Source organism: Cryobacterium sp. SO2 (assembly GCF_026151165.2).
GTDB lineage: Bacteria > Actinomycetota > Actinomycetes > Actinomycetales > Microbacteriaceae > Cryobacterium.
The window spans coordinates 3,814,568-3,834,209 of the sequence record NZ_CP117849.1; the positions used below are offsets into that span (position 1 = coordinate 3,814,568).

Genomic DNA, 19,642 nt, shown 5'->3' on the forward strand with positions numbered 1-19,642 from the left:
CCGCCCATCATAGGCAGGAGCACACGAAAGCGGCCGTGTGGTCGCCTCGGGTGTACCGAGGTGACCATACGGCCGCTTTCGCGGGATGAGCGCGGCTACTCCGCGTCGATCGGGAGCAGGATGCCCTTCACGGTGGGGTCTGTCGCCAGGAACTCCTGCACGGCCGGGTCCTTGAACGCGGCGACCAGGTTCTTGATGTTCTCGGTGTCAGCGAAGTCGCTGCCGATGGTGAGCTGGCCGGCGAACTCGTCGGGGGCGGCGGGGGCGAAGATCTGCTGTTCGATCGGGATGCTCGCGGCCAGGTAGTACTCGGTGTAGCCGGCCGCGAGGTCGAGGTCGGGCAGGGCTCGAGACTGCGCGGCGAAGTCGAGCAGCGTGAACTTCAGGTTCTTCGGGTTGGTGGCGATGTCATCCTGGGTTGCTGTGCCGGCGGTCGTGCCGTCCTTGAGCGTGATCAGGCCGGCCTCCTGCAGCAGCCACAGGCCCTGGGCCTCGTTGGCCGGGTCGGAGTACAGCGACACGGTGCCGCCGTCTGGCACCTGGTCGACGCTGGTGTACTTGTCGCTCCACAGGCCGAAGCCCCAGCGGAATACGGGCGTGGCTGCGGTCTCCTTGAAGTCGGGGTTGGACTCGAGAACCTGGCTCAGCCAGAGCTTGTGCTGGTAGACCGTTCCGGCCACCTCGCCCTCACTGACGGCGCGGTTGATGGTGTTGCTGTCGGAGAGACCCTTGAACTTCACGGTGATGCCGTACTTGGGCGCCACTTCCTCTGCGACGAAGTTGACCAGGGCCTGCTCGGCCGCGTTGCCCTCGGCCGTGGCGACGATGAGGGTGGCGCCCTCGGTGGCGTTGGCCGACTTCGCCGGGTTGATCAGCGGCAGGGCGATCGCGGCGGCGGCGCCGACGGCTACGACGGCAATGCCGGCGATCCAGGGCCAGCGGCGGCGCTTCTTGAGAGCGAATCCGTGCGGCTCGGCGGCGGGCGTGGAGGGGGTGTTGGGCGTAGACATGGGGATCCTTCGGGAGTGTGGTCTGCGGGCTGGTGTAAGCGGGAAGTGCGCAGGCGTGCGGGAAGAGTGCGCGCGGGAGACGTACGCGCGTTAGAGCGGGTGCGGGGAGGTATGCGGGTCGAGCAGGCGAGCGCGGCGAAGGTCAGGCCGGACAGCTCGCCCCGGGCATCCGGCGGGTCATACCAGGCTCGCTTCGCGGCGGGCGGCACGGGGCGCACGAACAGCGCGGGACTGGGTGCGGATATGCGGGGTGGTGAGACGCACGAGCCGGTCGCCGAGTAGCTGCACCGACGCCACGGTGGCCACGAGAATCACGATGGTGGCGAGCATCACGGTGTTGTCGAAGCGCTGGTAACCGTAGGTGACCGCGACGTAGCCGATGCCGCCTGCCCCGATGGTGCCGGCGATGGCGGAGTACTCGATCATGGCGATGGTGTTGATCGTCAGGCCGCCGATGATCGACGGCAGGGCCTCGCTGAGCTGGGCGGTGCGGATGATCTGCAGCGGTGACGCTCCCGAGGCCTTCGCGACCCGCACCAGGGTGGGCGGCACCCCGCGCAGCGAGTTCTCCACGATGCGGGTGAAGAAGGCGATGCCGGCGATAGCCATGGGCACGACGGCCGCGGCGATGCCGATATTGGTGCCGGTGATGAACCGGGTGAACGGCACGATCGCCGCCATCAGGATGAGGAACGGCAGCGACCGGCCGATGCTCACGATCCAGCTGAGCGTGGTGTGCAGGGCGGGATTCTCGAACAGGCCGCCCGGCGCGAGGTTGTGCACGAGGGCGCCGAGCGGGATGCCGACGAGCACGACGATGAGCATGACGATGCCCACCATGATGAGGGTGTCCAGCAGCGCGGGGAAGACCAGCGCCGGGATGTCAGCGATGGGCACATTGTTGTTCAGGTGGAGGCTCATGCGGCCTGCTCCAGGATCTCGGCCGAGGCCGGCTCGGCCGGCTCGGGGCGGGCGTCGAGACCGAGGCTGCGTGCCACGGTGATGAGGTGCTCCCGGTCGGCGCCGGTGACGCCGATGCTGGCGTGTCCCACCGTGGCGCCGTCGACGGTCTCGATCGACGCGCCGAGCAGTGACACCGTGGTGCCGAGCTGGTCGGCGAGACGGGTGAGCCAGTCGGCGGGCACGCCGGCGGAGGTGTAGCTGACGAACCATTCGGTCGCGTCGGCTGCGGCGCTCTCGTGCGAGCGCGCCGGGCGCAGGGCCCGGCCGAGCTCGGAGGCCGGGTCGCGGAGCAGCTCAACGATGCGGCCGCTCTCCACGATGCGCCCGTGGTCGAGGCGTGCCACGGAGTCGGCGACCTGCAGCACCGTGTCCATTTCGTGGGTGATGAAGAGGATCGAGAGGCCCAGGTCGTCGCGGAGCTCCTTGAGCAGAGCCACGATCGAGCGGGTGGAGTCTGGGTCGAGGCCGGAGGTGGCCTCGTCGCTGAGCAGCACAGTCGGGCGGAGGGCCAGCGCACGGGCGATACCCACCCGCTGGCGTTGGCCGCCGGAGAGCTGGTGCGGGTAGTGCCCGGCCTTGTCGGACAGGCCCACGCGGCCCAGCAGTTCCGCCACCCGGGAGCGGGTCTCCGCAGCCGTCACGCCGAGGTACTCCAACGGCAGCGCCACGTTCTGGGCGGCGGTGCGACGGGAGTACAGGCCATCCGACTGGAAGATAGTGCCGATGCGCCGGCGCGCCACCCGCAACGCCTTCTCGCTGAGCTGGGAGAGGTTCTCCCCGTTCACGAGCACCGACCCGCTGGTGGGGCGTTCGAGCAGGTTGACACACTGCGCCAGCGTGCTCTTGCCCGCGCCGCTCGGGCCGACGACGGCGAAGATCTCGCCGGCGTCGACGCTGAAATCGAGACGGTCGAGCACCACGGTGTGCGCGTCACCGTGGCCGTAGACCTTGGTCAGCTGTTCGAGGCTGATCATGCGGGGCTCCCTGTCGAGTCCTGTCGTGCGTGAGCGTGCGGGTAGCGGGAAAGGTCAGACGACGGGAAGACCGACGCGATAGTTCGCGCCACGGTGCTCGTCGGGCAGGCGGTCGCCACGGCCGTGCAGCTTCTGGCGCAGCGTGCCCTCGGTGTACTCGGTGGGGTACACGCCGCGCTTCTGCAGCTCGGGCACCACCCAGGTGACCACGTCTTCGAAGGTGCCCGGCGTGATGGCGTAGGCGAGGTTGAAGCCGTCCACATCGGTCTCTTCGGCCCACTCCTCGAGCTGGTCGGCGATCTCGCTGCCGGAGCCGACGATGAACGGGCCGAGGCCGCCGATGGCGCCGGCGCGGGCGATGTCGCCGACGGTCCACTCGGAGCCGTCGTGGTTCGCGGCCTGGAAGTTGGCGACGGTGGACTGGATGGCGTTGCTCTTGACGTTGCCGATCGGCTCGTCGAGCGCGTAGCCGGACAGGTCGACGCCCATCCAGCCGGACATGAAGACGAGGGCGCCCTCTTCGCTGGCGTAGCTGAGGTAGTCGAGGTACTTGGCCTGGGCCTTCTCGCTGGTCTCGTCGGTGATGATGGTGAGCAGCGTGTAGATCTTGGCGGAGTACCGGTCGCGGCCCGCGGACTCGAGGGCGTCGCGCAGCTTGGTGACGGTGTCCTTGAGCACGTGCTTGGTCGACGCGGCCACGAAGATCGCCTCGGCGTTGCCGGCGGCGAACGCGATGCCCCGGCTGGATGCGCCGGCCTGGTAGATCACGGGCGAGCGCTGCGGCGACGGCTCGGAGAGGTGGATGCCCGGCACCTGGAAGTGCTTGCCGGAGTGACCGATGGAGTGCACCTTGCTCGGATCGGTGAAGACGCCGGTCTCGGTGTCGCGCACGACGGCGTCGTCTTCCCAGGAGCCCTCCCACAGCTTGTAGAGCACCTCGAGGTACTCGTCGGCATAGTCGTAGCGGTCGTCGTGCTCGAGCTGGTCGTCCTGGCCCATGTTCCGTGCGGCGGAGGGCAGGTAGCCGGTGACGACGTTCCAGCCGACGCGGCCCTTGGTGAGGTGGTCGAGCGTGGACATGCGGCGGGCGAAGGGGTACGGGTGCTCGTATGCGGTGCCGGCGGTGACGCCGAACCCGAGGTGCTCCGTGACATATGCCATTGCGGGAATGACCAGCAGCGGGTCCGCGACGGGAATCTGCGCGCCGTTGCGGATGGCAGCCTCGTTGGTGCCGCCGTAGACGTCGTAGGTGCCCAGCACGTCGGCGAGGAAGATGCCGTCGAAGCGGCCCTTCTCGAGGAGCTTGGCCAGCTCGGTCCAGTAGGCGAGGTCGGTGTAGCTCTGCGACCGGTCATCCGGGTGGCGCCACAGGCCGGAGGACTGGTGGGCGACGCAGTTCATGTCGAAGGCATTGAAGCGAATCTGTCTGGGCATGGACCTATGCTCACCTTTCCGCGGCCTGAGCACATCCGACCCTGAAACATTGCGTCACACACCCAACGGGCGAAGCATCTTCAATCGGGGGTCGCCAAGGTGCGATCGGATGCAAGATCCTGCATCATCTACCCCGGCCTGGCGCCCGGCCGCGCGGCGGAGGGCCCCTGCCGTTTTGCCCGGCCAGGTGCCATACTGGCCGGGAAACTCCGCACGTCTCCCGCACGATCGAGACGGCGAACGGCACGACCACTCGACGATTCACTCAACGATGAGGAGCCCCGTGAGCACCCCGATTCTGTCCAATTTCATCAATGGCCGATTTGTGACGCCGGCGGGCTCCGGGATGCTGGACATCGTCGATCCGACGACCGGAACCATCGTGGCGCGCTCCCCGATCTCCACGGCGGACGACGTGGATGTCGCCATGCGCGCCGCCAAGGCCGCCTTCCCCGGCTGGAGCAGGCGCACCCCGGGGGAACGGCAGCGGGCCCTGCTGCTGCTCGCCGACGCCGTCGAGGCGAACAGCGACGCTCTTGTGGAGGCCCAGCACCGCAACACCGGTCAGCCGCGCGCCACCATCGCCGCGGACGAGGTGGCGGCGGGCGCCGACCAGCTGCGATTCTTCGCCGGCGCCGCCCGGCTGCTCGAGGGCAAATCGGCCGGCGAGTACCTCGAAGGCATGACCTCCTGGGTGCGCCGGGAACCGATCGGGGTGGTCGGCCAGGTCACCCCGTGGAACTTCCCGTTCCTCATGGCGATCTGGAAAATCGGCCCTGCCCTGGCCGTGGGCAACACCCTCGTGCTCAAGCCCAGCGACACCACACCGGAGTCCACCCTCGAACTCGCCCGGATCAGCCAGGGCATCCTGCCCGACGGCGTGATGAACATAGTGCTCGGTGACGCGACGACAGGGGCGTTCATCGTGGAGCACCCGGTGCCCGGCCTGGTCTCGATCACCGGCAGCGTGCGCGCGGGCATGGCCGTCGCATCCGGGGCGGCGCACACCCTCAAACGCGCCCACCTGGAGCTCGGCGGCAAGGCGCCCGCGGTGGTCTTCGCCGACGTCGACGTGGCCAAGGTCGCCTCCGCGATCGCTGACTTCTCCTTTTATAACGCCGGCCAGGACTGCACGGCCATCACCCGGGTGCTCGTGCACGAGTCGATCCACGACGAATTCGTGGGCGCCTTCTCGGCCGAGGCCGAGCTGCGCACCACCGGATCGGCCGACGACGCCGACAACTACTTCGGCCCGCTCAACAACGTCAGGCACTTCACCGAGGTGGTCGAGAAGGTGCAGGGCCTGCCCGCGCACGCCGTGATCAGCACCGGCGGCCATCAGGTGGGCGACGCCGGCTTCTTCTTCGAACCCACAGTGGTCACCCAGGTGCGTCAAACGGATGCGATCGTGCAAGACGAGACCTTCGGCCCGGTGATCACAGTGCAGAGCTTCGGCACCGAGGCGGAGGCCATCGAGATGGCCAACGACGTGCGCTACGCCCTCGCCTCGAGCGTGTGGACCCGCGACCACGCCCGGGCGCTGAGGGTGTCCCGCGACCTCGACTTCGGCGCCGTGTGGATCAACACCCATATCCTGCTCACCGCCGAGATGCCGCACGGCGGCTTCAAGTACTCCGGCTACGGCAAAGACCTCTCCATGTACGGCGTCGAGGATTACACCCGCATCAAGCACGTGATGAGCTCGCTCGAATAGATAGGAACCCGATGACCTTCCATCCCCTCGACCCGCTCACCGGTGCGGAGTTCACCCAGGCGTCGGCCGTGCTCGCCCGCGAACACGACGTCGGCGCAGGGTGGCGGTTCGCCTCCATCGAGCTGGTCGAGCCGGCCAAGGCCGCGATCGCCGAGTTCGAGGCGACGGGTCTCGCGCCCGAGCGCCGCGCCCGCCTGGTGGTGCTGCACCGCACCGAGAACCGCACCTGGGTGGCAGTGGTCTCCCTCGACACCGACAGCCTGCTCAGCTGGGAGCAGGCCGTCGGCGTGCAGGCCAACTTCACCGTGGACGAGTGGGAAGAGGCCGACGCGGCGCTGCGCGCGCATCCGGAGGTCGTGGCCGCGCTGGCCAAGCGCGGAATCACCGACCTGGAGCACGTCTTCATCGACACCTGGACCTACGGCGACGCCGTCATCCCCGACGTCTACCGGGGCCTGCGCCTGGGCTGGGCGGATGTCTGGGTGCGCGGCGGCGCCGGCGCAAATCCCTACGCCGGTCCGGTGAGCGGCCTGCACTTCGTGATCGACGTGAACACCATGAACCTCCTCGAGATCGAGGACACCTTCACGGTCGACCCGCCGACCGTGATGGGCGAGTACGTGCCGCACCTGATTCCCGAACGCATCCGCACGGCCAGCACCCGGCCGAAGCTGTTGCCGTTGGACATCGTGCAGCCGGAGGGACCGAGCTTCAGCGTGGACGGCAACCTCGTGCAGTGGCAGAACTGGTCGCTGCGGGTGGGCTTCAACTACCGCGAGGGCATGACGCTGCACCGGGTGACCTACACGGACGCCGGCCGCGAGCGCCCGATCGCCAACAGGCTGTCGTTCGCCGAGATGGTGGTGCCGTACCGCGACCCGAGCGTCGACCACTTCCGGCGCACGGCGTTCGATATCGGCGAGTGGGGCCTGGGGTTCATGACCACTTCGCTGGAGCTGGGCTGCGACTGCCTGGGCGAGATCCGGTACATCGACGCCGTGCTGCACAACAGCGCCGGCGAGCCGTATTCGATCCCCAACGCGTTCTGCATCCACGAGGAGGACAACGCCGTGCTCTGGAAGCACGTGGACCATGACGGCGGCGCGGAGGTGCGCCGGATGCGCCGGCTCGTGGTGTCCTTCCACGTGACCGTGGCCAACTACGAGTACCTCGTCTACTGGCGCTTCTACCAGGACGGCAACATCGAGTGCGAGGTGCGCGCCACCGGCATCATGGTGGTCACCCACCTCGCGCCGGGCCAGCCGCACCCCAACGGCACCCTCGTCGACGAACGCACCTACGCCCCGTTCCACCAGCACTTCATCGTCGCCAGGATGGACCTCGACATCGACGGCCAGGCCAACACGGTGTTCCGCAGCGAGACCCGGATCGAACCGATCGACGAGGCCAACCCGCTCGGACTGGCGCTCACGCAGCAGAACACCCCGATCGAGACCGAGGGCTTCGACGACTTCGACTGGAACACCCAGCGGGCCTGGAAGGTCGTGAACGAGCAGACCGTGAACGGGCTGGGCACCCCGGTGTCGTACAAGCTCGTGCCCGGCGGTGCGATCCCGTCCTTCTTCCATCCCACCGCGCCAGCCCTGCAGCGCGCCCAGGTGATCGGCCACACGGTGTGGGTCACCCCCAACGACGAAGACCAGCGCTGGCCGTGCGGCGAATTCGTGAACCAGAGCGGCGTCGACCACGGCCTGCCCGAGTGGATCCAGGCCGGCCGTGCCGTGCGCAATACCGATGTGGTGCTCTGGTACACCTTCGGCATCCACCACATCACCCGGCCGGAGGAATGGCCGGTCATGCCGGCCGACATCGTCTCGTTCTGGCTGAAGCCGGTGGGCTTCTTCGACCGCAACCCGTCACTCGACGTTGCGCCGAGCCCCGCGCATTGCGCTCCCGGCATGGACCACAGTGACCACAACCACGGTGACCACGAGCAGCCGATTCCGGTGGCCGACCACCAGCACGAGCACGGCAGTCCGGATGCCTCCGGCACGGAACCAAGGAGAACAGCGTGACCCGAGTAGCGAACTACGTGGTGGCTTACGAGGCCACCACCCAGGGCCGCGAGGCCCTCGAGTTGGGCATCGCGCTGGCCAGGGCCACTGCGGCCGAACTGCGGATCTGCCTCGTGCTGCAGCGGGTCACCGCCGCGCCCGCGAAGATCCACGCCGCGAGCAGCGACTTCGAGGTGCTCCTGGCCGATCAGGCGAAGGCATGGCTCGCCGAGGCGGCCGGCTGGGTGCCGGCCGATGTCACGGCAACGACCCATCTGCTCTGGGCGGACTCCACCTCGGAGGGACTCATCCAGGCGGCCGCCGACCTGGACTCCGACCGGATCGTGGTGGGCGCCGCCCGCGGGGGCCTGTTCAACAGGTTCTCCATCGGCAGCGTTGCCAACGCCCTGCTGCACGCCTCCCCCGTGCCCGTCGCCCTCGCGCCGCACGGGTATCGTGCTCCGGCCCAGCTCACCCGCATCACCTGCGCCATCGGCACCCGGCCGGGCTGGGAGGCCCTGCTCGACTCGCTCGTGGCGTTCACAGAGGACCTGGGCGTCGAACTGCGGTTCGTGACCCTCGTTGAGGTCGACGCCACCCGTGAGAAGCAGTCACCGGCCGCGGCCGGCAGCACCGCCCACCTCGACGCCGTGCTCGCCTACTACGAGCGCCATTCGCACAGCCACGGCCTCATCACCACCGAGGTCGGCACCGGCAAGAACGTGGAGGAGGCCGTCGAAGCCCTCGACTGGCGGGCCGACGAGCTCGCCTTCGTCGGGTCCAGCCGGTTGGCCGCACCGCGCACGATCTTCCTCGGCATCACCGCCCACCGGATGCTGCACGCGCTGCCGGTTCCCCTCGTGGTCGTTCCGACCTCGCCCCGCAGCTGACCCGAACCGCTGATCCGAACAAAGGACAGGTCCATGGCACAGTCATCCGCTTCCGACGCCACGCCCGCCGCACTCTCCAGCACCGGCGGCCTCTCCGCCAAAGGACTGAGCGCCGGATCCGTCGGCCTGCTCGGGGCCACCGTCATCGGCATCTCCTGCATCGCCCCGGCGTACACGCTCACGGCGTCGCTCGGTCCCACCGTCGCGGCGGTCGGCACCCAGATGCCCGGCATCTTCATGGTGGGCTTCATCCCCATGCTGCTGGTGGCGCTCGGCTACCGCGAACTCAACAACGCCATGCCGGATGCCGGCACATCCTTCACCTGGGCCACCCGCGCGTTCGGGCCGTGGCTGGGGTGGATGGGCGGCTGGGGACTGATCGTGGCCACCGTTGTGGTGCTGTCGAATCTGGCCGGTGTGGCGGTGGACTTCTTCTACCTCATGCTCGCGCAGCTGTTCGGCAACCCCGGCCTCGCGGACCTGGCCGCGAACGTGTGGATCAACATCCTCACCTGTCTGGTCTTCATGGTCGGCGCCTGTTACATCTCCTATCGGGGCATGGAGACCACCAAGATGGTGCAATACGTGCTGGTGGCCTTCCAATTGCTCGTGCTGGTCTGGTTCAGCGTCGCGGCGCTGCTGCACTTCAGCAATGGCACCGCGTTCGACGCCCTCGGCTTCAGCATCGACTGGTTCAACCCGTTCCTCACACCGTCGTTCTCGGCATTCGCGGCCGGGGTGTCGCTGTCGATCTTCATCTACTGGGGCTGGGACGTCACCCTCACCATGAACGAGGAGACCAAGGATCCGGAGCGCACCCCCGGCCGGGCGGCGACCCTCACCGTTGGCATCATCTTCGTGCTGTACATCCTGGTCTCGGTCGCGGCGCTGATGTTCTCCGGCGTCGGCACCGGCGAGTTGGGCCTGGGCAACGAAGACATCCAGGGCAACGTCTTCGCCGCGCTGGCCGGGCCGGTGATGGGACCGTTCGCGATCCTGATGTCCCTGGCCGTGCTGTCGAGCTCCGCCGCGTCGCTGCAGTCCACCTTCGTGGGCCCGGCGCGCACGATGCTCTCGATGGGCCACTACCGGGCTTTCCCCAAGCGGTTCGCCGCGATCAGCCCGCGGTTCAAGTCGCCGGGCTTCGCCACGGTGATCGCCGGCGTGGTGGCCTGGGTCTTCTACGCGGTGATGCGGGTGCTGAGCACGGACGTGCTCACCGACACCATCCTCACCCTGGGCATCATGATCTGCTTCTACTACGGCGTCACGGCGTTCGCCTGCGTCTGGTTCTTCCGCCGCGAGGTGTTCTCCAGCACCAGGGCCTTCCTGCTCAAGCTGCTCGCGCCGCTGGTCGGCGGGCTCATCCTCGCGGTGATCTTCGCCACCACCCTCATCGACAGCACCAACCCTGACTACGGCAGCGGCTCCGAGATCGGCGGGGTCGGCCTGGTGTTCATTCTCGCGATGGTGCTCTTCCTCACCGGCATCGTGCTGATGATCATCATGCGTAGGGTCGACCCGGCTTTCTTCACGGGGAAGACGCTCACCAAGGGCACCTCGCGCGACACCCTCTGAGCGCACTCTCAGGTCTCATCGCCTCCTGGACAGCTTCCCGCCGTTTCCCTTTCACCTTCGATTCGTACACTCCACAGTGAAGCCGCCCTCGGCGGCGTGTCCGAGCTCCCTGGCGTGTGTCCGTGTGGAAAGTGACGTGAAATGTCCTACTTCGTCGAGCTGGTCGATGATCGCCTGACCACCCTCCTCACCCCGGCCAGGCGGGCCTGGCTGCGACGGCCCCGCACCCTGCTGTTCGGCTTCCTCGGACTGCACGTGCTCTTCCTGTTCGCCCTGCTGCCCACCATCCTCACCGGCCGGGTCCTCGGCGACCTGCCGCTCTATCGGGTCTGGGCAGAGCAGGCGCTCGTGAACGGCGTGTGGCAGGGCGTCGATGTGCAGTGGGTCTATCCCATCGGCGCGATCGTGCCCGTCGTCTTGGCGGATGCGGCCGGCCCCCTGCTCTACCAACTGCTCTGGTTCATCATGACCATGGCGCTGAACGCCGCGGCCATCGGCATCCTCACGGACTGGGGCAGAAACCGGGCCGGCTACAAGGCCGCCTGGTTCTGGCTGGCCTTCAGCCTGCTCCTCAGCCCCGTCGGGCTGTTGCGGCTCGAGGGACTCAGTGCCCCGCTCGTGATCATGGGCCTGGTGCTGCTGGCCCGGCGGCCGGTGGTCGCCGCCGCGCTGCTCACCGTCGCCACCTGGATCAAGGTGTGGCCGGCCGCAGTGGTGCTCGCGATCCTGGCCGCCGGGCGTCGCCGGGTGAGCGTCGTCGTCACCGGTGCCGTCATCACGGCGGCAATCGCGGCCACGGTGTGGGCGGCGGGCGGCCTGCGCTTCCTCACCGGCTTCATCACCATGCAGTCCGACCGCGCGCTGCAGCTCGAAGCCCCCGTGACGACCCCGTGGGTGTGGCTGGCGGCCATGGGACAACACGGCACCACGATCTACCAGAACCACGCGATCGCCACCCGCGAGGTGAGCGGGCCGGGTGCCGGCGTCGCTGCCGCCGCCATGACGCCGCTGATGTTCCTCACCGTCGCCGCCATCTTCGTGCTCATGTTGCTCGCCCTCCGCCGCAGCCGTGACACGGCCCAGCTCGTGCTGGTGGGCGCCCTCGCACTCGTGACGACGTTCGTGGTGCTCAACAAGGTGGGCTCGCCGCAGTACATGCTTTGGATCGCCCCCGTCGTGGCCGTCGGCATCGCCCACGACTGGGCCCGCTGGCGAGTGCCGGCCTACCTCACGCTCGTGATCGGCGGCCTCACCACCCTGATCTTCCCCATCTTCTACCTGCCTCTCGTGCACGGCGACGCCGGCGCCGTGCTGCTCCTCACCCTGCGCAACGGGCTCCTCGTGGTGCTGCTCGGCTGGTCGGTGGCCGCCCTGTGGAGCACGGCCAGGCTGCGCGCGCCGGCATCCGTGCTGCTCAGCCGCCGCGCGAACAGCGGCCTGCCGGCCCGGTGACCACACCGCCGATGCGGGTTGTCAGGCGGCACAAGGCAGAATAGGGAGGTGACTGCTACAACGACCTTCGCCCTTGTCCGCCACGGCCAGACCGACTGGAACGCCGCCGGGCGCATTCAAGGGGCCACCGATGTGCCGCTGAACGACATCGGCCGGGGCCAGGCGACCGAGGCCGTCGGTCCGCTCTCGCAGTACGAATGGGACTTCGTCGTGGCGTCGCCGCTGTCGCGCGCGGCCGAGACAGCCGACATCATCGCCGCCGACCTCGAGCTCGAAGTGATCCGTCACCTGCCCGGGCTGGTCGAGCGCAACTACGGCCCGGCCGAAGGACTGTCCGCCGGACCCAAGCTCGACGCGCTGCGCGTCGACGGCAGCTACGGCTCGTTCCGCGGTGCCGAAGCCGAAGACAGCGTCTCCGGCCGCGGCCTGGGCGCGCTGCGCGAGCTCGCCGAGGACTACCCGGGCGCCCGCATCATCGTGGTCTGCCACGGAACGCTCATTCGGCTCAGCCTGATGGCCGCCCTCGGGCGGGACATCCCGCCGATCACCAACGCCGCCATGTCGGTTGTGCAGTACAACCCGGATGCCGGCTGGACCGCCACGGTGATCAACAACGAACTGCTCGACGCCGACACCCTCGACGCCGGGGCCCTCGCCGCCCTCTGAGCTCCCGGGGCCCAGACCCCTCGGTTGGTCGGCCCCTCGGTTGGTCGGCCCCTCGGTTGGTCGGCCCCTCGGTTGGTCGGCCCCTCGGTTGCTCGGCCCCTCGGCCCAGCCTCACGAACGCGCCCAGTCCGCTGGTCGAGCCTGTCGAGACCCCGCGACCCGGCCTCGAGAACACGGCCATCCGCTGGTCGAGCCTGTCGAGACCCCGCGACCCGGCCTCTAAACGCACCCAGCCGCTGGTCGAGCCTGTCGAGACCCCGCGACCCGGCCTCAGGGCAGCTGGGTATTAGTCGAAGTTACGTTCTGAGGAGATAGTGACTTTATGAGGAGATAGTGAGTTTATGAGGACGGAATCGGCCATAACGTCCTAATTTGCGGCCTATTTCCTATTAAACGTGCGTCGCCCTCCGCTGGGTCAAGCCGGATAGATCCGCGAGATTGCCCTGTGGGTAACATGAGATATCCTCGCGTAAACCTCTCATTCGTGGGAGAATGAAGGTATGGACGAAGACCTGGCAGGTGGTTCCACAGCAGCAGCGGGAGACACTCCCGCTGCGTCTTCCGGTGCAGATGCGCCGTGTGACTGGAACACGAGCCTTGCCGGCCCGGCCCGGGTTGCGCCGGCTGGCACGCCCGCTGGCGGTGAGGCTCGTCGAGCCCCGGGCGACAAGCGGCCGCAGTGGCGGGACCCGTCCGAGTTGCCTGGAGTGCAGAGGGTGCTGGCCGGGGCGTTCGGCGAGAAGTTGAAGGCCATTGATGGGCTTGCTCGGCAGTTCCAAGACCTGATGGAGTCCATCGACGTGGAGGGTTTGAGCGACCCTGAGGTGGTGGCGCTTACTCAGATGGTGGAGCGCACCGGCCGGCCGGTGGACGCGGCCCGGGTGGCGACGGCGACCGTGGTGGGGTACCGGTCGCGGCGGTTCCTAGGCACCGAGTCCCTGGCCTGGCGGTTGGGCTGCTCGCACGCGAACGACCTCCTCACCCGGTTGACGGGCGCCTCGGTGCCGGAGATGAAGCGGCGGGTAGCGCTGGGCGACAAGGTCTGCCCGCGGGTGCTCGGCGACAGGGTGTTGGAGCCGGTGTTCCCGGTGGTCGCTGCGGCACTGCGGGCGGGCGAGCTCGGTATCGACTCGGCAGAGACCATCGTGAAGGGTCTGGCCGACTACACGGTTCATGGCCGGTTCGATGCCAACCAGGACGACGTGCACGGCTGTGAAGCGGCCCTGGTCGAAAGTGCAACCGGGTCGATCTTCGGCCGCACCCCGGCCCCGGCCACGACCCCACCGACTCCGACACGGTGTTCACCGGCCCGGTGGCACGACTGGGCGACTCGGACGGATCCGTCTACTCCGTCGATTCCCTGCACGCCATGGCCCTGCAGTGGCAAGCGTTCCTCAACCCCGACGGCGCTGCCCCCAACGAAGCAGTCTTGGAAGCGAAGTCGACGTTCTCCTTCGGCACACTCACCAACGGCCTCCACCCCCTCCGCGGCGCGGTGACGCCGGAGCTCAAGGGCATCATGCAGGGCGTGTTCAACACCTTCCAGTCCGCCCGCTCCGCCCCCGCGTTCCCCTCCGCGGAGGAGCAGCAGCGCATCGAGGCCGGTGAACTCGTGCCCGGTGAGGTCATCGACGAGCGCACCGGCGGGGAAAAGCGCGCCGACATCCTCCGCGGGATCCTCACCCAGGTCGCCCAAGACCCCCACACCCCGACCATGGGCGGCATGCCGCCCACGGTGATGGTTCACGTGAGCGCCACGGATCTACTCGCCGGCGTCGGGGTGGGGTGGATCGACGGGGTGGAGGGGCCGATCTCGATGAAGACGATCAACCAGATGATCGACAACGGCGGGTACCGGCCGATGTTCTTCGGCGGTAACGGCGCCGTCCTCGCCCTGGGAGACAAAGTACGCTGCTTCACCGCCCTGCAACGCAAGGCCATCACGGCCCGCGATGGTGGCTGCGTCATCCCGGGCTGTGACTGCCCGCCGCAATGGACCGAAGTCCACCATGTGAAGTCCTGGCAAGAGGGCGGGCCCACCGATGTCTCCAACGGGGTGCTGTTGTGCTGGTACCACCACCACACCCTCAGCACGGGTGGGTGGCAGATCCGGATGGTGCTCGGCATGCCCGAGGTCAAGGCACCAGCCTGGCTCGACCCGAGCGGGAAGTGGCGGAAACCCAATCGGCATCGGGCACATGACCCACGCACGCGAAGACCACCACACACCGAATGATTCGAGCGACCAGCACCTGTCCGGGTCTCGGGTCAGCGGCGGGTGGAGACCGTGACCGTGAACTTGTTGTTGCGGCCCACCTGATGCGTCTGCCCCACGATGCGGGAGAGCGCCGGCCGGTAGCCGAGGTGCGTGTTCCAGACGGTCCAGAGTTCACCGTTGGGGCGCAGCACCCTGGCCGCGTCCTCGAACAGCTTGAGGGCGATCCCCGCGTGCACCGACGACCCGATGTGGAACGGCGGATTCAGCACGATCAGCTCGGCCGACGCATCCGGTTGGGCGCTCAGGGCGTCATCGCGCAGCACGCGCACCCTGTCATCGACGCCATTGGCCCGCATCGTGGCCTCCGCCGACGCGACCGCCGCGGCGGACTGGTCGGTGGCCAGCACGCGCAGCCCCGGGCGCGCCTGCGCCAGTGTGGCCGCCAGCACGCCGGTGCCGCAGCCCAGATCGATGGCCTCTCGGGCATCCGGCTTCATCCGGCCCAGGAACTCGAGCAGGTACCGGGTACCGATATCGATGGTGGTGCCGGCGAAGGCCGCGCCGTGCGCGCAGACCGTAAGACCCAGATCGTCGTGCACGACCGAGCGCGGCCACTCGGACTCGGCCGACTCCGGCCGGATCGGCTGCTTCGCCAGCAGTACCCGCGACTTCTGCCGAGCCGGGCTCACATCAACCGCGGCGAAGTGCCGGCGCAGCACCTCGTTCATGGCCACGCTCATGTGCTTGATGCGGCCGCCGGCGACCACGGTCACATCGGCGGCGGAATGTCGGGCGATCGCACCGGCCAGTTCGTCGAGGGCGGCCAGGCTGCGCGGCAGCTGCATCAGCACCACCCGGGCGCCCCGGAACAGCTCCTCGCCCATCGGCACGTGAGAGAACGAGCCGGCGAGCGCGGCCAGGTCGGCGGCATTCTGGTCCAGGGCACGCTCGCCCGAGAGGGCATCCTGATAGACCCGGATGCCGGCGCCCGCGCCGAGACGCGCGGCCGCGCCGAGTGTCAGCGCGCCGTAGTGGTCCTCGAGCACCACGACCTCGCCGGGCCCGGCGGCGGCCAGGAACGGCGCCGCCTCGTCGAGGATGAGGCGGTCGCTCGCGTCGACGGCGAAGAGATTCGTCGCCTCCACATCGGGCCAGCGACGCAGGCGCTCGAACGGAAAGTCAGGCATCCGCTCAGAATAGCCGCCCGCGTGCCCGCGGCCGTGCCCGGCGGTGCAGCAGGGACAACGTGTTCCAGGAACTCGAGCGGCTCGGGAAGGCCGTTGCGGCGTGGGACAATAAGAGACCCCTTCACCCAACCGTCATGGACACCGCACCTTATGGCCCACAACCTCAGCGACCTGCAGATCGCCCGCCTCGTCGGGCCGCAGGCGTACTCGCGCGGGGTGAGGTATGCCAAGGAGGGCCGGGTCGAAGACCAGGTCTGGCAGCTGGGCGGCAGCCGTCTGCTCGGCACGGTCGGTGGCACCCAGGCACGCCCCTACGACGTCATCGCCACCTTCCAGCAGGATGCCAGCGGCACCGTCGTGCGCGCCTCCGGCACCTGCAGCTGCCCCGTCGGCCTGAACTGCAAGCACGTCGTCGCCCTGCTGCTGGCCAGCCGGTCCACGGCCGCCGAGCTGGCCCGCGCGCCGCGCACGGTCGATTCCCAGCGAGCCAGAACCGCCGCGCCCGCCACCTGGCAGAGCGCCCTGGCACCGCTCACCCGCGCCCCCGAGGCCGAGCCCACAACGGGCACCGCCCTGGCCCTGCAGTTCGAGCTGCTGCCCCCGCCGCGCGCTGCGCGGCTGCCGGTGCCCACTGTCTCTCTCGCCCGCCTGGGCGTGCGGCCGATGGTGCGCGGCAAGAAGGGCAAGTGGATCCGCGGCAACCTCACCTGGGACAACCTCGCGTACTCGCGCGGGATGCTCAACCGCGCCCAGCTGAGGGTGCTTACGGCGCTCTTCGAGCTGTACTCCTCCGGGCAGCGGTACCACGTGACCACCGACCCGTGGCTGCACCTGGACGGCTTCGCCAACCGCGCCCTCTGGGGGCTGCTCGGTGAGGCTCGCGAGGCCGGCATCCCGTTCATCGGCACCACCCCCGGGCAAGACCCGGTGCTCGTCGCCGCCGAACCGGCCGAACTCTCCCTCGACATCCGGCGGGACTCGAACGGCCTCACCCTCTATCCCACCATCTCCCTCGACGGCCGCACCCTCGACCGCAGCGCCCTCGGCTACATCGGCGACCCCGCTCACGGCCTCTTCACCTGGGCCGCCGACACCGCCGACCTGCGCCTCACCATCGCACCCCTGGCCCGCCAGGTGAGCCGCGACCTGCGGGTTCTCGCCTCGGCGCACACCCCCATCACCGTCCCGCCCGACGAAGAGAACGTCTTCCTGGCCGACTTCTACCCGTTCCTGCGCGGCCAGCTCTCGCTCACCAGCACCGACGAGTCCTTCGACCTGCCCGATACGGCCCGCCCCGTGCTGGCCCTGTCGATCAGCGCCCAGGCGGATGCCCGCATCACGCTGCACTGGGACTGGCACTACACCGGCGGTGCCGGCGGCTCGGGCGAACCTGCCATTGCGCCCCTGCGCGGTCCGGCAACCACCGACGCCCCGGCCGGCTACCGGGACGCTGCCGACGAGACCCGAATCCTGGCCGCCACCACCGGCCTCTTCCTGGAGTTCCCGGCACATCTGCCCGCGCTCTTCGCGGCCGAGCTGCCCGGCGAGGCCGGCGGCACGCCCCCCGCTGCCGGCGCCCCCGACTCCCCCGGGCTACTGCGCGCCGACTCCAGCCTCGACGGCGCCCGCATGATCGAGTTCCTCGAGACCGTGTTGCCCGTGCTCGAAGCGGCCGACGACATCCTCGTGCAGTTCGTCGGCGACGCCCCCGAGTACCGTGAGGCCGCCGAGCCGCCCACCCTGACGTTCGCCACCTCCGCGCGATCCGAGAGCCGGGACTGGTTCGACCTGTCGGTGCGGGTCACCGTCGACGGCGATGACGTGCCGTTCGACGAGGTCTTCCGGGCCTTGGCTACCGGCCAGGAACTGATGATCCTGCCCGACGGCACCTACTTCAGCCTCGACCGGCCGGAGCTGCAGCAGCTGCGCCGGCTGATCGAGGAGGCGCGCGGGCTGCAGGACTCCCCGAACGATTCCCTGCGCATCAACCGCGCCCAGTCCGACCTCTGGGAGGAACTGCAGGACCTCGGAGTGGCCGAGGCCGAGGCCGCCGCCTGGCGGGACACCCTCGCCGGCCTGGCCGACGGCGCCGAGATCGCGCACCGGCCGCTGCCGGCCGCGGTGCAGGCCTCGCTCCGCCCCTACCAGCAGACCGGTTTCGACTGGCTCGGCTTCCTGCACGACACCGGTCTCGGCGGCGTGCTCGCCGACGACATGGGTCTGGGCAAGACCCTGCAGGCCATCGCCCTCATCGTCGACGCCCGCGAACGGCAGGCCGAGGGCGAGGAAAAGAAACCCTTCCTCGTTGTCGCCCCCACCAGCGTGGTGCACAACTGGGCCACCGAATGCGCCCGGTTCGCCCCCAGCCTCTCGGTCGCCGCCATCACCGAGACCACCGCCAAGCGCGGCGCCTCCCTCTCGCACGCCGTGGCTACAGCGGATGTTGTGATCACCTCGTACACGCTGTTCCGGCTCGACTTCGACGAGTACGACGCCGTCAGCTGGGCCGGCCTGCTCCTCGACGAGGCGCAGTTCGTGAAGAATCACAAGTCCAGGGCACACCAGTGCGCCAAGCGCCTGCAGGCCCCGTTCAAGCTGGCCATCACGGGCACCCCGCTGGAGAACAACCTGATGGAATTGTGGTCGCTGCTCTCGATCACCGCGCCGGGCCTGTTCCCCAACGCCGCCAGGTTCGCCGAGTACTACCAGCGACCCATCGAGACCCAGGCCGACAACGACCGGCTCAGTCAGCTGCGCCGGCGCATCCGCCCGTTCATGCTGCGCCGCACCAAAGACCAGGTGGCCAGCGACCTGCCCGCCAAGCAGGAGCAGGTGCTGCAGCTCGACCTGCACCCGCGCCACCGTCGGGTGTACCAGATGCACCTGCAGCGGGAGCGCCAGAAGGTGCTCGGCCTGCTCGGCGACCTCAACCAGAACCGGTTCGAGATCTTCCGGTCGATCACCATGCTGCGCCAGCTCAGCCTGGATGCCAGCCTGTACGACGACAAGTACTCCGACATCCCCTCGAGCAAGCTCGACGTGCTCATGGAATTGCTCGAAGACGTCGTCGCCGAGGGCCACCGCACCCTCATCTTCAGTCAGTTCACCGGTTACCTCGCCAAGGTGCGGGCCCGCCTCGACGCCGCCGGGGTCAGCTATTCCTACCTCGATGGGCGCACCCGCAACCGTGCAGCGGCCATCGACGACTTCAAGAACGGCGACACCTCGGTGTTCCTGATCAGCCTCAAGGCTGGCGGGTTCGGCCTCAACCTCACCGAGGCCGACTACTGCATCCTCCTGGACCCGTGGTGGAACCCGGCCGCTGAGGCGCAGGCCGTTGACCGGGCACACCGCATCGGCCAAACCAAGAACGTCATGGTCTACCGGCTGGTGGCCACCGACACCATCGAAGAGAAGGTGATGGCGCTCAAGGCTGTCAAGGCCAAGCTCTTCGACAGCGTGATGACCGACGGCGCCACCCGCGGCTCCGGCCAGGGGCTCACCGCCTCCGACATCCGCGAACTGCTCGAGTAACCGCCCT

Annotated in this window: 13 protein-coding genes; 8 read left to right on the top strand and 5 right to left on the bottom strand. The window is 68.8% G+C overall.

What is annotated here, in order from left to right; translation table 11 throughout:
- Positions 1 to 95 precede the first annotated feature (95 nt).
- The 4 genes from BJQ94_RS17995 to BJQ94_RS18010 all read right to left on the bottom strand — a co-directional run bounded on the left by BJQ94_RS17995 (position 96) and on the right by BJQ94_RS18010 (position 4,381).
- Positions 96 to 1,010 (bottom strand): MetQ/NlpA family ABC transporter substrate-binding protein, encoded by a 915-nt coding sequence (locus tag BJQ94_RS17995; protein ID WP_265397792.1) that lies wholly within the window; start codon positions 1,008 to 1,010, stop codon positions 96 to 98.
- Positions 1,011 to 1,187: 177 nt separating this feature from the next.
- The gene (locus BJQ94_RS18000; RefSeq protein ID WP_265397793.1) at positions 1,188 to 1,931 is read right to left on the bottom strand and encodes a methionine ABC transporter permease; all 744 of its coding nucleotides are present in this window, start codon (positions 1,929 to 1,931) and stop codon (positions 1,188 to 1,190) included.
- A complete protein-coding gene (locus tag BJQ94_RS18005) occupies positions 1,928 to 2,947 on the bottom strand; it encodes an ATP-binding cassette domain-containing protein (RefSeq protein WP_265397794.1) in 1,020 nt (339 codons plus the stop codon). The genes BJQ94_RS18000 and BJQ94_RS18005 overlap by 4 nt, the downstream gene beginning before the upstream one ends.
- 54 nt (positions 2,948 to 3,001) lie before the next feature.
- On the bottom strand, positions 3,002 to 4,381 hold the full coding sequence (locus BJQ94_RS18010) for an LLM class flavin-dependent oxidoreductase (RefSeq protein ID WP_265397795.1): 1,380 nt from the start codon (positions 4,379 to 4,381) through the stop codon (positions 3,002 to 3,004).
- 271 nt (positions 4,382 to 4,652) lie between these two features.
- On the opposite strand from BJQ94_RS18010, the gene BJQ94_RS18015 reads away from it, so the two are divergent.
- From BJQ94_RS18015 to BJQ94_RS18045, 7 genes are all read left to right on the top strand, one after another.
- Positions 4,653 to 6,095 carry a gamma-aminobutyraldehyde dehydrogenase gene (locus BJQ94_RS18015; RefSeq protein ID WP_265397796.1) on the top strand — a complete coding sequence of 481 codons (1,443 nt, stop codon included), beginning with the start codon at positions 4,653 to 4,655 and terminating at the stop codon, positions 6,093 to 6,095.
- Positions 6,096 to 6,106: 11 nt separating this feature from the next.
- The gene (locus tag BJQ94_RS18020; RefSeq protein WP_265397797.1) at positions 6,107 to 8,131 is read left to right on the top strand and encodes a primary-amine oxidase; all 2,025 of its coding nucleotides are present in this window, start codon (positions 6,107 to 6,109) and stop codon (positions 8,129 to 8,131) included.
- The gene (locus BJQ94_RS18025; RefSeq protein ID WP_265397798.1) at positions 8,128 to 9,000 is read left to right on the top strand and encodes a universal stress protein; all 873 of its coding nucleotides are present in this window, start codon (positions 8,128 to 8,130) and stop codon (positions 8,998 to 9,000) included. Before BJQ94_RS18020 ends, BJQ94_RS18025 begins: the two co-directional genes overlap by 4 nt.
- Positions 9,001 to 9,033: 33 nt before the next feature.
- On the top strand, positions 9,034 to 10,578 hold the full coding sequence (locus BJQ94_RS18030; protein WP_265397799.1) for an APC family permease: 1,545 nt from the start codon (positions 9,034 to 9,036) through the stop codon (positions 10,576 to 10,578).
- A 141-nt stretch (positions 10,579 to 10,719) separates the two neighbouring features.
- Positions 10,720 to 12,030 (top strand): glycosyltransferase 87 family protein, encoded by a 1,311-nt coding sequence (locus tag BJQ94_RS18035; protein ID WP_265397800.1) that lies wholly within the window; start codon positions 10,720 to 10,722, stop codon positions 12,028 to 12,030.
- Between the two features lie 48 nt (positions 12,031 to 12,078).
- A complete protein-coding gene (locus BJQ94_RS18040; RefSeq protein ID WP_265397801.1) occupies positions 12,079 to 12,696 on the top strand; it encodes a histidine phosphatase family protein in 618 nt (205 codons plus the stop codon).
- Between the two features lie 1,312 nt (positions 12,697 to 14,008).
- Positions 14,009 to 14,932, top strand: coding sequence for an HNH endonuclease signature motif containing protein (locus BJQ94_RS18045; protein ID WP_275875525.1), 924 nt, complete (start codon positions 14,009 to 14,011; stop codon positions 14,930 to 14,932).
- 32 nt (positions 14,933 to 14,964) lie between these two features.
- Here BJQ94_RS18045 and BJQ94_RS18050 read toward each other — a convergent pair whose 3' ends face one another.
- Positions 14,965 to 16,101 carry a class I SAM-dependent methyltransferase gene (locus BJQ94_RS18050; RefSeq protein WP_265399308.1) on the bottom strand — a complete coding sequence of 379 codons (1,137 nt, stop codon included), beginning with the start codon at positions 16,099 to 16,101 and terminating at the stop codon, positions 14,965 to 14,967.
- Between the two features lie 150 nt (positions 16,102 to 16,251).
- Between BJQ94_RS18050 and BJQ94_RS18055 the strand changes: the two genes are divergently transcribed.
- Positions 16,252 to 19,635 (top strand): SNF2-related protein, encoded by a 3,384-nt coding sequence (locus BJQ94_RS18055; RefSeq protein WP_265399307.1) that lies wholly within the window; start codon positions 16,252 to 16,254, stop codon positions 19,633 to 19,635.
- Positions 19,636 to 19,642: the final 7 nt, after the last annotated feature.

Bases quoted from the DNA above. Each gene is read 5' to 3' on its own strand.
- BJQ94_RS18010 (WP_265397795.1), bottom strand. From the start codon at position 4,381: ATGCCCAGACAGATTCGCTTCAATGCCTTCGACATGAACTGCGTCGCC.
- BJQ94_RS18050 (WP_265399308.1), bottom strand. From the start codon at position 16,101: ATGCCTGACTTTCCGTTCGAGCGCCTGCGTCGCTGGCCCGATGTGGAG.
- BJQ94_RS18035 (WP_265397800.1), top strand. From the start codon at position 10,720: ATGTCCTACTTCGTCGAGCTGGTCGATGATCGCCTGACCACCCTCCTC.
- BJQ94_RS18000 (WP_265397793.1), bottom strand. From the start codon at position 1,931: ATGAGCCTCCACCTGAACAACAATGTGCCCATCGCTGACATCCCGGCG.
- BJQ94_RS18020 (WP_265397797.1), top strand. From the start codon at position 6,107: ATGACCTTCCATCCCCTCGACCCGCTCACCGGTGCGGAGTTCACCCAG.
- BJQ94_RS18055 (WP_265399307.1), top strand. From the start codon at position 16,252: ATGGCCCACAACCTCAGCGACCTGCAGATCGCCCGCCTCGTCGGGCCG.
- BJQ94_RS17995 (WP_265397792.1), bottom strand. From the start codon at position 1,010: ATGTCTACGCCCAACACCCCCTCCACGCCCGCCGCCGAGCCGCACGGA.
- BJQ94_RS18030 (WP_265397799.1), top strand. From the start codon at position 9,034: ATGGCACAGTCATCCGCTTCCGACGCCACGCCCGCCGCACTCTCCAGC.
- BJQ94_RS18015 (WP_265397796.1), top strand. From the start codon at position 4,653: ATGAGGAGCCCCGTGAGCACCCCGATTCTGTCCAATTTCATCAATGGC.
- BJQ94_RS18005 (WP_265397794.1), bottom strand. From the start codon at position 2,947: ATGATCAGCCTCGAACAGCTGACCAAGGTCTACGGCCACGGTGACGCG.